The sequence below is a fragment of the Candidatus Bathyarchaeia archaeon genome, from assembly GCA_041447175.1.
GTDB lineage: Archaea > Thermoproteota > Bathyarchaeia > Bathyarchaeales > Bathycorpusculaceae > JADGNF01.
In genome coordinates this window covers 1,523,516-1,537,148 of sequence record CP166960.1, presented here as the reverse complement: position 1 = coordinate 1,537,148, position 13,633 = coordinate 1,523,516, and the positions used below count along the sequence as shown (strand labels likewise).

At 49.1% G+C, this 13,633-nt stretch carries 17 protein-coding genes; all 17 read left to right on the top strand.

The genetic code is table 11. From position 1 onward, the window contains the following. Positions 1-49 precede the first annotated feature (49 nt). The 17 genes from ACBZ72_07970 to ACBZ72_07890 all read left to right on the top strand — a co-directional run bounded on the left by ACBZ72_07970 (position 50) and on the right by ACBZ72_07890 (position 13,632). Entirely contained in the window at positions 50-478 is a 429-nt protein-coding gene (locus ACBZ72_07970; protein XES76116.1) for a capsid cement protein, read from the top strand. 6 nt (positions 479-484) lie between these two features. Beyond that, on the top strand, positions 485-1,438 hold the full coding sequence (locus ACBZ72_07965) for a phage major capsid protein (GenBank protein XES76115.1): 954 nt from the start codon (positions 485-487) through the stop codon (positions 1,436-1,438). Between the two features lie 69 nt (positions 1,439-1,507). Continuing rightward, positions 1,508-2,758, top strand: a complete 1,251-nt coding sequence (locus ACBZ72_07960; protein XES76114.1) for a hypothetical protein — start codon at positions 1,508-1,510, stop codon at positions 2,756-2,758. Next, complete coding sequence (locus ACBZ72_07955; protein ID XES76113.1) at positions 2,755-2,955, top strand: hypothetical protein; 201 nt, start codon at positions 2,755-2,757, stop codon at positions 2,953-2,955. Before ACBZ72_07960 ends, ACBZ72_07955 begins: the two co-directional genes overlap by 4 nt. A gap of 3 nt (positions 2,956-2,958) precedes the next feature. Further along, positions 2,959-3,309, top strand: a complete 351-nt coding sequence (locus ACBZ72_07950) for a hypothetical protein (GenBank protein XES76112.1) — start codon at positions 2,959-2,961, stop codon at positions 3,307-3,309. A gap of 2 nt (positions 3,310-3,311) precedes the next feature. Further along, complete coding sequence (locus tag ACBZ72_07945; GenBank protein XES76111.1) at positions 3,312-4,703, top strand: hypothetical protein; 1,392 nt, start codon at positions 3,312-3,314, stop codon at positions 4,701-4,703. Beyond that, a complete protein-coding gene (locus ACBZ72_07940) occupies positions 4,700-5,716 on the top strand; it encodes a hypothetical protein (GenBank protein ID XES76110.1) in 1,017 nt (338 codons plus the stop codon). The genes ACBZ72_07945 and ACBZ72_07940 overlap by 4 nt, the downstream gene beginning before the upstream one ends. Positions 5,717-5,734: 18 nt before the next feature. Beyond that, entirely contained in the window at positions 5,735-6,598 is an 864-nt protein-coding gene (locus tag ACBZ72_07935; protein ID XES76109.1) for a phage tail tube protein, read from the top strand. A gap of 16 nt (positions 6,599-6,614) precedes the next feature. Further along, positions 6,615-7,079, top strand: coding sequence for a hypothetical protein (locus tag ACBZ72_07930; GenBank protein XES76108.1), 465 nt, complete (start codon positions 6,615-6,617; stop codon positions 7,077-7,079). Between the two features lie 79 nt (positions 7,080-7,158). Continuing rightward, positions 7,159-7,503, top strand: coding sequence for an HK97-gp10 family putative phage morphogenesis protein (locus ACBZ72_07925; protein XES78667.1), 345 nt, complete (start codon positions 7,159-7,161; stop codon positions 7,501-7,503). Further along, the gene (locus tag ACBZ72_07920) at positions 7,500-8,087 is read left to right on the top strand and encodes a hypothetical protein (GenBank protein XES76107.1); all 588 of its coding nucleotides are present in this window, start codon (positions 7,500-7,502) and stop codon (positions 8,085-8,087) included. The genes ACBZ72_07925 and ACBZ72_07920 overlap by 4 nt, the downstream gene beginning before the upstream one ends. Beyond that, entirely contained in the window at positions 8,084-9,679 is a 1,596-nt protein-coding gene (locus ACBZ72_07915) for a hypothetical protein (protein XES76106.1), read from the top strand. The genes ACBZ72_07920 and ACBZ72_07915 overlap by 4 nt, the downstream gene beginning before the upstream one ends. A gap of 6 nt (positions 9,680-9,685) precedes the next feature. Then, positions 9,686-10,099: a hypothetical protein gene (locus ACBZ72_07910; GenBank protein ID XES76105.1), complete on the top strand. Its 414-nt coding sequence runs from the start codon at positions 9,686-9,688 to the stop codon at positions 10,097-10,099. Further along, positions 10,083-10,325 carry a hypothetical protein gene (locus ACBZ72_07905; protein ID XES76104.1) on the top strand — a complete coding sequence of 81 codons (243 nt, stop codon included), beginning with the start codon at positions 10,083-10,085 and terminating at the stop codon, positions 10,323-10,325. Before ACBZ72_07910 ends, ACBZ72_07905 begins: the two co-directional genes overlap by 17 nt. After that, positions 10,322-10,780 carry a hypothetical protein gene (locus ACBZ72_07900; protein XES76103.1) on the top strand — a complete coding sequence of 153 codons (459 nt, stop codon included), beginning with the start codon at positions 10,322-10,324 and terminating at the stop codon, positions 10,778-10,780. The genes ACBZ72_07905 and ACBZ72_07900 overlap by 4 nt, the downstream gene beginning before the upstream one ends. A gap of 34 nt (positions 10,781-10,814) precedes the next feature. Beyond that, entirely contained in the window at positions 10,815-12,182 is a 1,368-nt protein-coding gene (locus ACBZ72_07895) for a terminase large subunit domain-containing protein (GenBank protein ID XES76102.1), read from the top strand. Between the two features lie 7 nt (positions 12,183-12,189). Then, a complete protein-coding gene (locus tag ACBZ72_07890) occupies positions 12,190-13,632 on the top strand; it encodes an ABC transporter ATP-binding protein (protein XES76101.1) in 1,443 nt (480 codons plus the stop codon). Position 13,633: the final 1 nt, after the last annotated feature.

Below are 13,633 nucleotides of genomic sequence, written 5' to 3'. Positions count from 1 at the left end.
AAAGGACGAACTTTGGGAAATTCAAAACCTAAAATCGATTTGATTTTGAATGGTCGATAAAACAGACAATGCTTCGATAGCCGCAGGAGAAACAGACGACCCAACAGTCCTCATCGAATCTTTTGAAGCCGCAGCAGGCATAACCAAAGGCTCACCCGTCTACCTGAGCGCTGACGACAAGGTTTCGCCCAGTCCAGGTGGAGACGACGCCATAGGCATAGCAACAAAAACAGTTCTTGCAACAGAAATGTGCCCAGTTCTCAGAAAAGGCAAAGTCAAAGTCGTAGCCAACGGAGCCATAACACGAGGCAAAGCCGTATGCAGCGCCGCAGACGGCAAAGTCACTCAACTCGTTGACCAAGCAGTCAACGAAGGCGGAGCAGCAACCTACACCATATTCTACAACCGCAAACTCGGCACAGCCCTTGAATCCGCAGTCAACGACGGCGACCTAATCTTCATAACCGTTGGAAAGTGACCCCCAATGAAACCAAGACTCTATGAAACCCTAATGGCAAAGCCAAACGACCAACGCGAACTCTACGAAAAACTCAAACAGAAAGCCGACCACCCATTCCTCAAACGTTTCGTTCAGATGGGTGTCAAAGAAGCCTTTTTCAGCGATGTGGCAGGCGCCCTTGGCAGAATGCACGACACAATGGTTGACGCTGCATGGCCAGAACTGATCGGCAGAAACATCATAACCGTAATGCCAACAACTGAGGCGATGGAACGTTTCCCACTCGATGAAGGGGCAGTCGGTTATCGCTATGCTGAAGGCGCAGTTACAAGATTAAGCGCAAAGAAACCCTCTACAGTAGATATCTACACTAACCAGCTAGCCGAATCCTCAGACCAGTGGACCCGCGAATACCTCGAAGATGCAACTTGGAACGTTATGAGCAAAGCCGTTGACAACGTGGGCAGAGCTTTAGGACAAAAAGAAACTGAAACCATTCTCGACTTATACGCAGGAGTTCTGGCTGCTGACTTGGCAACTGGCGCTGAACTGGCTGGCGGCGGCGCCGTGGCAAGCTGGGCGTCACTTTTGAGTTTGCATGAAGCCGTCCGAAGAGAAAAATGGCACCCTAACGTGCTGGCGATTAACGAGATGCAACTGCACCAGCTCCTCAACGATGACAAATTCGTGAAATCCGTCTACTTACCAAGCAGCGAAACAGACATTGCACAAGGCACAATCGGCAGCGTACTTGGCATGACAGTACAGTCAAGCACCCTAGTGCCTAACGGAACAATGTACGCAATCGATACTCGCGTGGCTTCAGTTATGCTTCTTCGCCGAGACGTAACCGTGGAAGACTGGGAAGACGTCAAAACTGGCAAGTACGGTGTTCGTGGAACTACACGGTTTGGCGCTGGGATTCTTCGCTCCAAAGCTATCGCACGCATGACTAACGTTAAGCAAACCATGACCTAAACGCCGTGGCAAACAACATCTATTTTCCCTCTTTTTTGGGCTAAACAAAAACTTCAGGGTTAAAACGTCATGAGCAAAGTCATCAAGAAAATCAAGGAAGTACTTTCCTATGCGCCTGCTTCAGGAGTTGCATCTCCAAACGGCAGAGTATTCTTTGACACGTCATGCATTCCGCTCGCCGATGTGATGAAGCTCTATGACCGTGACCCAACATGCAAGAGCAGCGTGGACCTGTTGGCGGCTTCAACGGTTGGCATGGGCTTCTATACCACGGCAGATGAAAAATACGAGAAAGCCGCCCAAGCCAAAGCAGCCGTGGATAAGTTCTGTGAAGACGTCAACTTAGATGGCTTGCTTAATGAAATGGCTAAGCCGTTGATTGGCTGCGGCAATGATTTCTGGCTCAAACTCACGCCTGAAAGGCTAACAGATGCGCTCCGTATGCCCATTGACGCGGTCCAGCGAATTGGGTTAAGCACCGTTCCCAACCTGAAAATTCCCTACAAGGTTACGGGTTACCAGCTTTCAGGCACCTATGGCGGCAATGCTGGAAATGAACTCAAGCCCGAAGCGGTTGTCCATTGGCATCTTAACTGTGATGTGCCGTCTGGTTTCGGCGTCGGCTTATTGCAAGTTCTCCTGCACACCTTAACAGTTGACACCGATAAGCGCCCGTCCTACGCTTGGATGAAAGCTAAGATAGAGAAGATTTTGCCCAGCATATTCACCAAGTACGCTGGACCGGACGTTGTCGTGCAACTGGAAGGGCAGAAAGAGGACACCATCAAAAAGTATGAAAGTGCAATAAAAAATCGCCCTGAAGAAGGCCAGTGGCTTTTTAGTGGTGCCAAGTCTGTCGGCGTTTTTCCAGTCACGATTGACCCGAGGGCACGTTTTGAGTATTACATCGACCACATGGTTAACCAGTTCTATTTGGGCTGCGAAACGCCTCTGCCAAGGTTGTTTAGCACTCCAGGCTTCACAGAAGCAAGCGCACGGGCAGCCTTAGACCTTCAAGACATGCTCATAAAACCAGTCCAGCGATACATCAAACGTCAGGTCGAAAAGGAAATTTTTGCTGTAACTGTCGCTCAAGCTGGGTTTGACGCGAGTAAGGCTAAGGTTCGGTTGAATTTTGGCAGCCCCGAAACCCCTGAGCTAAACCCAGCCGACCTTATCAAAGCTGCCGAATTGGGGCTGGTTCGGGCTGAGGAGTTCCGCAAGAATGCGGTCAAGTTTGGCTGGGAGCTCTGGGATGCCAAACCTGCAAGCACGCCAGAGCAAGCGGGTGTTCAAGGTAAGGAGGTAAAAGAGAAATGAAGTTGTCAGACAAACAGCAGGCGCTTTTGATGTTTGTCGCTTTCGTTCTGCCGCCACTGGCTACTTGGATGGGACTCGGCTTTCCAATTGGAAACGTCGAACTCGGCATCCTTGGCAGTTCAATGGTGGGCGGAATAATTGCGGGCATCAAAGAACTGATGGGCGGCAAACCGCAAGAAAGCACAGGAGCTGCATAAAGGATGGGTAGCGTATCGGCGGAAGACGTCAGAGACGCGCTGAACCTTAAGGATTCGGATATTTCTGACGTGAAAGTTCTGAAGATGATTAAGCGTGCAGAGGTCACTTTAGAGCTTGAACTCTCCGCTGATATTGACTACCAAAACTGCACCGACGCCCAAAAAGAAGCCATAACGCTCTTGGCTGCCATTTACGCCGTTTGCTATTTGACGGGCGGCTCAGCAATCGGGTTAAACTTCAGTGTCGGCGACTTGAGCAGTTCTAACTCGTCACTTCCCAGCTTAACAGTTCTGCAAACGGAATTCGAGCGCGTTCTTGCTAGCCTCAAAGAGCCGTATGTGGGGTGCGTGTAGCCATGGGAACCGTTCCTGAAACCTATCACCAATTCGTCATGGACTACGCACCCTATGTTTACGTTATCCCGCCAAACACGCCTGACCCAACGTTTGGAAAAGGAGTCTTAGCTGCAAGTTTTGCCATCGACTTTCTCTATGAAGCGTATTCTGCCCCGCAATTTGAGGACAGAAAAACAGACATCCTTGCCAAAATAGTGGATTTAGCCGATTGGGTTCTCACCCAGCAGTGCACTGACCCAGCAAAGAAGGCTTATGGCGGATTCAAAAGCTCAGAGACCAGCACCTACTACTATAGCGTGGACGCATGCAGAGCCATTCCATCCCTACTTAGAACTTACGAGCTCACAGGCGACAATAGATATTTGGATGCTGCAAAGCTAGCCGGAGCAACCTTCCTCAAAACCATGCAAGACCAACAGGCATACGGCGGCTTCGCAAGAGCAGTAACGATTGGCGATGCTTGGCTTTTGCAGCTGGACATCGAATGCCTCTACGGCTTGATTGGCTTAAAGATGCTAGCCGAAACCTACGACACGCCAAATACAGCCTTGTATGAGAGCATCATGAGCAAGACTATCGGTTTTTTGAGGGTAGGTTTTGTGGCTCTTTGGTTGGATTTTGACCCTGTAGACGGCAAATGGCACCGAGTTGGCTTGAGCGAGAATGAGGTTTACGATGACCCCTTCGCCTACGCATTATTGGGCTTGTATGCGGTTGAGGGGTGGAGTGTTAGCTGCCAAAAAGTCTACAACGCCCTAAACAGCATCAAGGCAAACGCAAAGTACCCCGCCTATAATCCATCGGTATGCTGGGCTGGCTACATAGATGTGCTCAGCAGGTTCTCGGCATGCGACTATTACGATGCGGTCACAAGCGGGATTCTGTGGAAGATTCGCAAGAACCACGACCAACCCAGCCTCAAACTAAGCGTAGAACTCATCAGCAAACACGCTGAGGAATTCATGTTTTGGGGCGCCAAACACCAAGACTTTAGCTATGTGGAAAACAAGCAGGCCATGGTTACGGTCTGTTGGTTAGCCCAACTGTTCCTACACTATGAAGAGCCGACAACCCAGTTCACAAGAATTCTGAGAAGCAAGGGCGAGACAGTCACGCTTTATCCAGTTCGAGAAGCGGCTGCCACCGTGGATTATGGTGAGCCATTGGATTTGTTGGCTGTGATTTCTTCGCTTAAGGCTGAGCAGGTGATGTTGGAGGCGGGCTATTACCTCAACGACTACTTGGCGTTTTACACGTTTCTTCCCGTCCGAGTGCATGACAAGATTAGGCGTCAAGGCGAAGACTACGAAATCCAAACCATAACACCCTTCACATTTGCGAACCAGCGCTTCTACTTCAAAAGCATCGCTAGGAGGCTTATTTCAAGTTGAGCGAGCTTGAAAACCCAGTCGTCACCATTCTAAGACTTATCGAATCTCGGCTCAGAGTCGTTAAAGATGACGGCGGCTTAGCCCGTGTCCTATGCTCTCAGGCAAACTATGACCGGGAACTCCTAAAAGACTACGACGCCCAAATCACAATTTCCAAAACCACTGAACCTTGCCAACAACAAAAGCACACCTTGGACGGAAAGCTAAGACGGCGCATTTACTCCCTTCGGGGAACAATAACAACCACGGATAAGCCCGCTCCAAACTCCGACGTCGGCAGAGTTATGCGAGACAAAGTGCTTGAGCAACTCCTATTAATCGTCCCAGAAAACCGTAACCTGCCCTACAGAACAATCTACAACTTTTACCCGATAGACTCGACCTCTGCAACCCATAAGGTGTATGATGCAGCAGCCACAAGCGAACTGGAACCCTCAAACGCTTCATGGACAGAGTTGCCAAGTTCGGAATATGCTAACCTCTGGGGCAGCGATGACCTAAGACATTCTAAAAGCGCAAACGGCAACGGCGAGTACCCATTTATGCTTTTTCGCTTCAAAATCGGCTCCAAAGCAGGGGAAACTCGTAATGAACCAAGAAAACAGTGTTTAAAGCGTGTAGTTTTGTCGTTTGAAGGCTTCGGAACTACACCAGAGGGAAACGGGGTTATCCTCAAAGTTTGGGATAACTTGGCAGATGCTTGGAATAATTCGTTAACTGGTTCTGCAGGAACCGATGAGACCCTGAACTTAACTCTAACCTCTGACCTTGCAAACTACGTTAACAGCGACGGTTTTCTCTACATGTTGGCAAGAACAACTAACCCGTCAGACGGGGTTTCGCCTGCCGTTTTGTACTGCGATTTTGTCCAAGCAACCGTTGACGTTAGAGGCGTCACGTTTTGCGATGTTCACAGTTATCGAGACGTCGATGTTACTGACGTGAAGCCTTTCCTCTTCAAAGAAGAAATACAAATCGTGGCCTGGCTCTTTGAGTCCATAGCCATTTCATAGTTACAGGTGAAAAGCAAGATGGTAGACACCTATCACTCCGACCAAGAAAAATTCTACTACGTTCCAGAGGGCACCTTCGGCGCGGTTCCTGCGAGCCCAGCGATGCTTGGGCACTCCTGCAGCAACTTAGACCCCGACATAAACCCGAACAACATCCGAGTGGCAGGCACTGGTTCAGTGGACGTGGTCTCTCTAAAACGTGGGCTAAGACAACCGCTGTTAAAACTCAAGTATCCAATCCCCTCTGACGCACCGATTAACCTGTTGCAGTACGTCAAACAGGAACTCAACACCAGTCTTTCCTTGCAGGTGCTTTACTACAAAGACATCTTTGTCACAGCAACCGATATCATAAGCTTGCTCTACAAGGGCGCACGCTTCAACAAGGCAACCCTAACATGTGATATAGACGGCATTTTGGAGTGCGAAGCCGAATTCCCAGCCCAAGACGTGGAAATAACGGCAGCCAAGATTGCAAACGCCACCTACACAGAGTATGCAGGCGCTGTCTCAGGCAGCGAGAGCTACGTGAAAATCGGCGGTGTAGCATGTGAACGGATTACTTCTTGGAAACTGCAAATCGACAACTCATGCAAAGCTGTCCCGGTCATACGGTCAACAAACGGGCACTTAGCCAAGTACCTAACGTGGGGCAAGCGGCTTTTGACTGGAGAGTTGACTTTTGAGTTTGAAAGCAAGCAAGAAGCCGACGACATTTTGGCTGATACCGAGCAATCCAGCCTTGAATTTGGGCTTGGCGGCGCTAACAAAGTCAACGTTGAGTACACCAAATGGGATGATTTTTCGTTGAGCGGCAAAGCTGAGGACCTAATCTATGCCAAGGTTCCGTTCACGGCTAGAGGACCGCTCACAATTTCTTAGTCACGGAGGCAAAAAAGTGAAAACAGAAAAACTAGAAATCGATGGACGCTTCGACAAAGAATACCAGGGCATATACAGCTTTGCCGAGATAACATGGGCTAAGCGAAACCGCATCATCCAAAAACACACCAAATACAACAAGCTCTCAGGCGACGTTGAAAGCAGCGACTTCATAGCCATTCAAGCTGAAACTATCGTGGCTAGTATGCATGGGCAGCCCCAAAGCCACCCCATAACCCTTGAGAAACTGCTGAGCGAAGAAGACGGAATCCCCATTGAGCTTGGAGAACTCTTCTCGAAAGTCGCCAATAAGCTGAATGGGTTGGCTCGTGAGGATTTGCGTTTTTTACTAGAGCAGTTAGACGAGGAAAGCCGCACAGCGCTCTTGTCGAGTTTCGGCTATGTCAAGCCTTCGGATGGACACCAACAGAGCTCGCCAAGCAGCCAGCCAGAACAGTGCAGGAGTTCTGCCACATCCTAAACGTGATGGACGAAATGAACGAGGAAGAAAAGAAAAAAGCGGAGCGTGAAGCAAAACGGCGGTAGAAGTAACCTGTGACATCCAAGGCGTAGAAGAATTCAAAGCAGCTATGCAAAGGTTCGATTCGGGCATGCAGCGTGAGGTCCATAGCTTTTTGGCTAGCTGGGCTGCCGACGTCAAAGCTCAAGCCGTCAAGAATGCGCCGATGGTTACGGGTTATCTTCGCAGCACAATCTATGCCAAAATCAGGGAATGGGTCGCTGAAATCGGCGCAGATGCGACTTATGCCTTTTTTGTTGAGCTTGGCACCAAGTACATGCAGGCACAACCCTACCTTTACCCAGCCATTCAACAGTACCTTCCCGAACTCGAATCCGTCATAGTGCAAGCTATTGAACAGGCTAAAGCGGAGGCTGGGCTATGAGCTTTCGCGAAATCGCTGTCACCATAAGAGCAGTGAACCGTGCCAGCAACGAGTTTTCAAGAGTCCAGACAGACGCCGAAACATTGGCAACACGGGTTAAGAGTTTGGGTTCAACTCTTGCGGGTTTGGGCGCTGCAGGCACAGCCATCGGTTACGTTGCCAACCAGTTTGGGTTGCTAAATGATTCGGAGATGAAGGTTTTCAACTCTGCCATGATGGTAGTTTCGGTTATGGGTTTGTTTTTGCGCACCAGTACGGGCTTAGCTGTTGCTCAGAAGGTGTATTCGGCGGCTTGCTGGGTTGCGACTGCGGCGCAGAACGCCCTAAACATCAGCTATGGAACCTTCCTAGCCCTAACGGGAGTGGGGATTGCCGTTATTGTTGCGGCTGCCGCTGCCATGGCATATTTTGCCAGTAGCATGAACACTGCTACGGCTAGCGTGCAGAACTTCAACAGCGCCACCGCAGAAACGCCCACCCATACACGCAGTATCCAAAGGGCAGGAGAATCAGCCGTCATTTCTAGGTCGGGGAGTGGTAGTTCTTCGGATGCTTCTTTCTATCGGAGGGGTGTAGAACAATGAGCGTTAGCCCACCCGCTTTAACCATTGCTTTGGGCTCTGTTGGCATTCCACAAGTGGACGTTATAGAAGCCCTTGTGCATTTGGGCGCCACAAAAGAGGTTAGCAGTTGGGAGCTTCACCTGCAGAACTGGAACAGCAAATACAGCCCCAATGGCACCTACCCACTTAACGTCGGACAGGACGGCTACATTTGCATTGGCAGAGGCGCTAACGTTCCTCAACTCATAACCACAAGAACGGAAAGCGTCAAGTTCCAGTCGAGCCCAACCGAAAACTATGTTATAGTTGCTGGGCGATGCTGGGGCGAGAAGCTCTTTAGGCAAACGGTAACCAAAGACTACAGCGGCTACAAGGGCGAGGACATAGTCAAAAACCTCTTGGATTACTATTCAGGGTTAAGCCATGTGCGAGGCAGCACGGAGCTTGTCGAAAACACTGACACAACCTTCACTGACCTCAAAGTGCAAGACACACAAGTCTGGGATTTGCTCCAAAAAATCGCTTCTGAAAGCGACAAGAACGGTGTCATTGGCTACGATTTTAGAACCATGCCTGACGCCAAAATCGAGTTTTTCCCCAGAAACACCAAAACCAGCCCCGTCAGCCTAACCGATAAAATTGAAGCTTATGAATATTGGAAAGAAATCATAGCAATAAGAAACAAAGTCTCCATTTACGGAGCACAAGACAAGAGTGCACCCTTAAACAAGGTTGCTTGGACACAGAGCCTAACACCCACGGATGGCTCTTGGACTGCCACTGCAGGGCAAGTAAGCCTTGAAACCGCCATGGGCAGCCCCTACAGCATCAAGCTATATGTACAAAACAACTACTTCGGCGGCGTACTCTTCCAGCTCAACGGCGTGGTTAACGCTAACCTGTATCCTGAGCTACATTTTGCCATCCAAAAAGAAGCCTATTTTGAGGCTGGCTCTGCACTTGTCCTTTGGGATAATTCCAGCCGCTCAGCTAGCCGCCAGTTCACTTTTCAGTCAGTAAGCACCGCTGGTTCTGACCAGTGGACCAGTGAAACCTTCAAAGTAGGCGCTGTTAATGCGGTTGACTGGAGCGTGCAGTCGGGGTTTGATTGGTCACAAATTAAAGCTGTGGCGTTCTACTGCTATCCTGTCCAAGTTACGGGTTCAGGCTCGTTTTGGATTGACAAGTTCTATTTCGGAGGCTTGCGCTATAGCAGCGTTCTGCAGGATGCAGCTAGCCAAGGCAGCTATGGTCTTAGAGAATACGTGGATATTGACGAGGAGCTTTGGAGCGACACCGAATGCCTGCTCAGAGCAAGGGCAATTTTAGCCAGCATGAAAGACCCCTCAGAGTACATCACGCTCAAGAGCACCGTTATCGATTATGGGAATACTCCGCTTTTCCCAGCAGATACCGTGGCTGTTTCTTTGCCAAACGAGAACATCAACGGCAACTTCCGCATCTTAATCGCTGAATACCATGTCAAAGCCGAAACGGGCGAGCTGGAAGTCACGTTGGAGCTTGGACGGGAAAAGGCACTGCTTGCGGATTATGTGTATGCTTTGCGGTCTAAAGTGGACCGTGTTAACAGGTACAAGGTTGCGAGGTTATAGCAGAAAATGAGTAAGCAAATCCTAAAACAAATGGAAAATGTTAAGCCCGGTGATTTAATCGCTGTTGACTGGTGCGATGCCAGCGTTGGCAAAAGCAGCGGTTCAGGCATGACCATTGATGTGCCCGTGAAGAGTTGGGGAATATTCGTTGGGCTAATCGGTGACCGTGTTAAGCATATTGTGATTGCACAGAACAGTTTTCGCTATGCCGATGGCCTCTTCGATTTAGATTACACCGCAATACCGATGGGTTGGGCTTTAGGGGTTTCCGTGTTGTTAAAAGAGCACATTCAAAGCGAATCGGCTAGTATGCTTGTTAATAGTTTTATGATGGGTGGGCACCGTTCGATGAATCGCCCAAGGACATTTCGGAGAGCACTTGCACAGCGGAGGTTGAGCATCGATGGCAGACCCTATTAAGCGTGCCTTGACTCGCAGACGCTTTGAAAGAGGTCGCCTCATCGTTGAAGAACCCACTGCTAAGCTTCTGTTAGGCGTCAAATTCGCCATATGCATGACCGCTTTTATGTCCGCTTTGGAACTTGCGCATCTGGCGTTTTTGCATACTTGGAACGCTGAAATCTTCGCGTCCATCACGGGGCTAAGCGGCACGGTCATTGGGTTGTTTGTGGGGCAGAAAACATGACCAAAGGCAAACCATGGCCAGCAGATGACGAAAAGAAACTCAAAGACTGGTACACAACGGGAACCACTGACTTTAGAGTTTTAGCCTTCAGCTTTGACGGTCGATATACTGAGGAGGCGATTCGTCAAAAGCTGATAAAATTCGGTTTACTGAAAGAACAACAACAGCCGAAAAATTCCAATTGTTGTTGTTCTACCCAACTTGAACTGCCCGAGGAACTGCCCAGCATCGAAGAGACCTTAAAGATGTTGGCTGCTGCGTTGGATGCTCTAAAGACGCCTGGATTGGATAAGGCTGAGGTTTTGCGGCTGCGCGGCATAATCGCGGGCGCTAAAGTGTACCAAGAGCGTTTTGCAGAGTATATTCACTATCGTGAACTTGAAGAGGAATTAATGGAGGCTAGGAAAAAGATTGCGGAACTTATCAAAAAGTCCCAGAGCAATGCACAAAAATAGACTGTTCGAAGAGTGGGAAGGATTTCGCCAAGATATGGCTGCTGTTGAAGAGTTAGGCGAGCGCAAAGTCCAAAGCTTACAAGGTGATGTTAAGAGTTTCTTTGAGCAAATCTTTGGCTTTTCACCTTACCAGTACCAGATTGAGCTTGCAGAGTTGTTTGAGAAGAACCAGTTTTTGGCGGTGCGTTGGCCAAGGCAAACAGGAAAGAGCTTTTCGGTTTCAGCATTGCTTCTTAAGTATGCTTGGGAGCATCCGAACAGCTACATTGCCATTGTTGGTCCAAGCTGGCGCCAAACCAAACTCAACATCAGGCGAATGGGCGGTTTCTGCCGCAAGCTTCCGCAGCGGGGATTGCATGTCCAAAAAACCCGAATATCGCTGCCAAACGACAGCGTCATTGAAGCGTTCCCAAACAACCCTGACACTATCAGGGGTCCAACGTTCTCGATTATTTGGTGGGAAGAATGCAACTTCACGCCTAACGATGAGGATTTGTATGATGCTATTCTGTTTACGTTGGGAACAACCAACGGCAAGCTAATTGCGACTAGTACGCCGTTTAGTACGGATTCGATGTTTTGGAAAATGTGCAACCACAAAGACTACTCAGACTTTGCAAGACACCACTTCACATGGGACAAGGCAATCGAGCCTAACGGTCCACTAAAACCAGCGATTATTGAGAAGATTAAACGCCAATTTGGTGATGACCCTGCCCGTTGGCGTCGGGAAATGGAGGCGGAATGGGCTGAAGACGAGGATGTTTGGCTGGCTCAAAGCTTAATCGTTGCCTGCGTTGGCACCGTGAAGAACTGTGGCGTGGACTTGCAAGAGTTTAACCCTGAAGCTGAATGTGAAGGCGATTTCTTTGCTGGGCTGGATTTGGCTCAAACCCGCGACTACTGTGTACTCTCGGTGGTTGAAAGGCTAAACGATAAGCTTTTTCTTAGGCACCTGAAGATTTTCCAACAGCCCACGCTCTACGCTCAGGTTCTGGGCTATCTTAAGGCGTTGCAGGATAGGTGGGGTGGATTTCAAAAAATCAGGGTTGACTTCACCAGAGAAGGGCCATCCATCATCGCGGACATGGAAACTGCTGGAATGGAAAACGCTGAAGGCGTCAACTTTAGCGTGCCCCGAAAGAGCGAGATGGCAAGTCTGCTTAAGCAACGCATGGCGAATCATAAGTTCTTTTATCCGCTGCTGAATTGGGAGCGCCCATACCGAGGCGACATCTGCACCGAACTTAACGTTGAGCGCTATGACCTACGCAAGGACGGCGCCATAGGCTACTCGCATCCAAACGGAACACACGACGACGTCTTTTGGAGCATAGCCCTAGCCGTGTTTGCAACCGTACAGATGGAACCTGAACCATTCTTAACAGTTATCCCAAGGTGACCAAGAAATGACAAGACGAAGAAACGAACCCTTCCGCATAACCCAACTCCGAAGAATCTACAACAGAGAAGAAGAAAAATTCACCTTCAACATCAGCTACGAAACCCACACCAAAATCACACCCAGAAGCCTAGTCGTGGCTGAAGCATTCGGCTTAGGCATTGACGAAGCGCAGAAGTTCAAGGTTTTAGATGCCACGCTAAAGATTGGACCCACAGATATCGTTTACATTACGGGTGACAGTGGCAGCGGCAAAAGCGTTTTACTACGAGCCATTAGAGCAGACCTGGGCGATGAAGCTATTGATTTGTCAGAGGTTGCAGTTGACCCGGACAAGCCTCTGATCGAAACAGTCGGCGCCACGGTCGAAGAAGGTTTAGAGCTGCTGAGCAAAGTCGGGTTAAACGATGCCTTCCTTTTCCTGCGCACGTACAGCCAGCTTAGTGATGGGCAAAAGTACCGTTATCGAATTGCTAAACTAATCGAGAGCGGCAAACAGTGGTGGCTGATGGATGAATTCGCCGCCTGCTTGGACCGTGATACAGCCAAAATCATAGCTTACAACCTCCAGAAGATTGCGCGGCAACAAGGAAAAGCAGTCATAGCAGCCACAACCCACAGCGACCTACAAGACGACCTAAAACCAAGCGTACTAGTGCATAAACGGTTTGGCGAAGAAATCCAAATCAACTACTACCCAAACATGCCAGCAGCCGAATGCAGCTTAATCCGAGAAATGAAAGTGGAAAAAGGCACCAGAGAAGACTGGCAAAAACTCAGCAGTTTCCACTACCGCGGGCACAAGGTCGCGGTTCCCCGAAAAATCTTCCGCTTGGTCCGAAGAGATGAGCTCTGCGGCGTCATCGTTTATAGTTACCCACCGCCAGCCTGCTATGGAAGGCGTCTTATGCTTCCAAGAATGCCAATTCAAGAGCTAAACAAAAAACTAAGCATCATCAACCGAGTAGTCATCCATCCAAAATACCGAACCATCGGCTTAGGTGCCAAGCTGATTCGTGAAACACTGCCTATGGCGGGAACTCCTTACGTTGAATTAATTGCCGTGATGGCAAAGTATTCTCCCTTCGCGGAAAAAGCAGGCATGCAAAAGATTGCAGAACAAAAGTCGGTTGAAAGCATCTCTAAAGTCTCAAATGTACTCTTGGAGTTAGGGTTTGATATGCAACTTGTTGGTAGCACACGTTATGTACGAGGAAAAATTGACAGCCTAACCGCCGCTCAAATTGGTGTGCTTAAAGAAGTATTCATTAAAAACAAACATCCGAGATTTCAAAAAGAGTTTACTGACAGCAGGCATCAGCCCTTCGGAAAAACAATCGATTACGCTAAAAACGTGCAAACCGCCGACAACATCAAGATCAGTAAACTTATCAAAATTCTTGCAATGCTATCCCAAACAAAAGCCTACCTCTTTTGGAAAATCCATTAAC

Excerpts from the sequence above, each read along its gene's own strand:
- ACBZ72_07910 (XES76105.1), top strand. The coding sequence starts at position 9,686 with ATGAGTAAGCAAATCCTAAAACAAATGGAAAATGTTAAGCCCGGTGAT.
- ACBZ72_07895 (XES76102.1), top strand. The coding sequence starts at position 10,815 with ATGGCTGCTGTTGAAGAGTTAGGCGAGCGCAAAGTCCAAAGCTTACAA.
- ACBZ72_07945 (XES76111.1), top strand. The coding sequence starts at position 3,312 with ATGGGAACCGTTCCTGAAACCTATCACCAATTCGTCATGGACTACGCA.
- ACBZ72_07950 (XES76112.1), top strand. The coding sequence starts at position 2,959 with ATGGGTAGCGTATCGGCGGAAGACGTCAGAGACGCGCTGAACCTTAAG.
- ACBZ72_07920 (XES76107.1), top strand. The coding sequence starts at position 7,500 with ATGAGCTTTCGCGAAATCGCTGTCACCATAAGAGCAGTGAACCGTGCC.
- ACBZ72_07960 (XES76114.1), top strand. The coding sequence starts at position 1,508 with ATGAGCAAAGTCATCAAGAAAATCAAGGAAGTACTTTCCTATGCGCCT.
- ACBZ72_07965 (XES76115.1), top strand. The coding sequence starts at position 485 with ATGAAACCAAGACTCTATGAAACCCTAATGGCAAAGCCAAACGACCAA.
- ACBZ72_07890 (XES76101.1), top strand. The coding sequence starts at position 12,190 with ATGACAAGACGAAGAAACGAACCCTTCCGCATAACCCAACTCCGAAGA.
- ACBZ72_07900 (XES76103.1), top strand. The coding sequence starts at position 10,322 with ATGACCAAAGGCAAACCATGGCCAGCAGATGACGAAAAGAAACTCAAA.
- ACBZ72_07905 (XES76104.1), top strand. The coding sequence starts at position 10,083 with ATGGCAGACCCTATTAAGCGTGCCTTGACTCGCAGACGCTTTGAAAGA.
- ACBZ72_07935 (XES76109.1), top strand. The coding sequence starts at position 5,735 with ATGGTAGACACCTATCACTCCGACCAAGAAAAATTCTACTACGTTCCA.
- ACBZ72_07970 (XES76116.1), top strand. The coding sequence starts at position 50 with ATGGTCGATAAAACAGACAATGCTTCGATAGCCGCAGGAGAAACAGAC.
- ACBZ72_07915 (XES76106.1), top strand. The coding sequence starts at position 8,084 with ATGAGCGTTAGCCCACCCGCTTTAACCATTGCTTTGGGCTCTGTTGGC.
- ACBZ72_07955 (XES76113.1), top strand. The coding sequence starts at position 2,755 with ATGAAGTTGTCAGACAAACAGCAGGCGCTTTTGATGTTTGTCGCTTTC.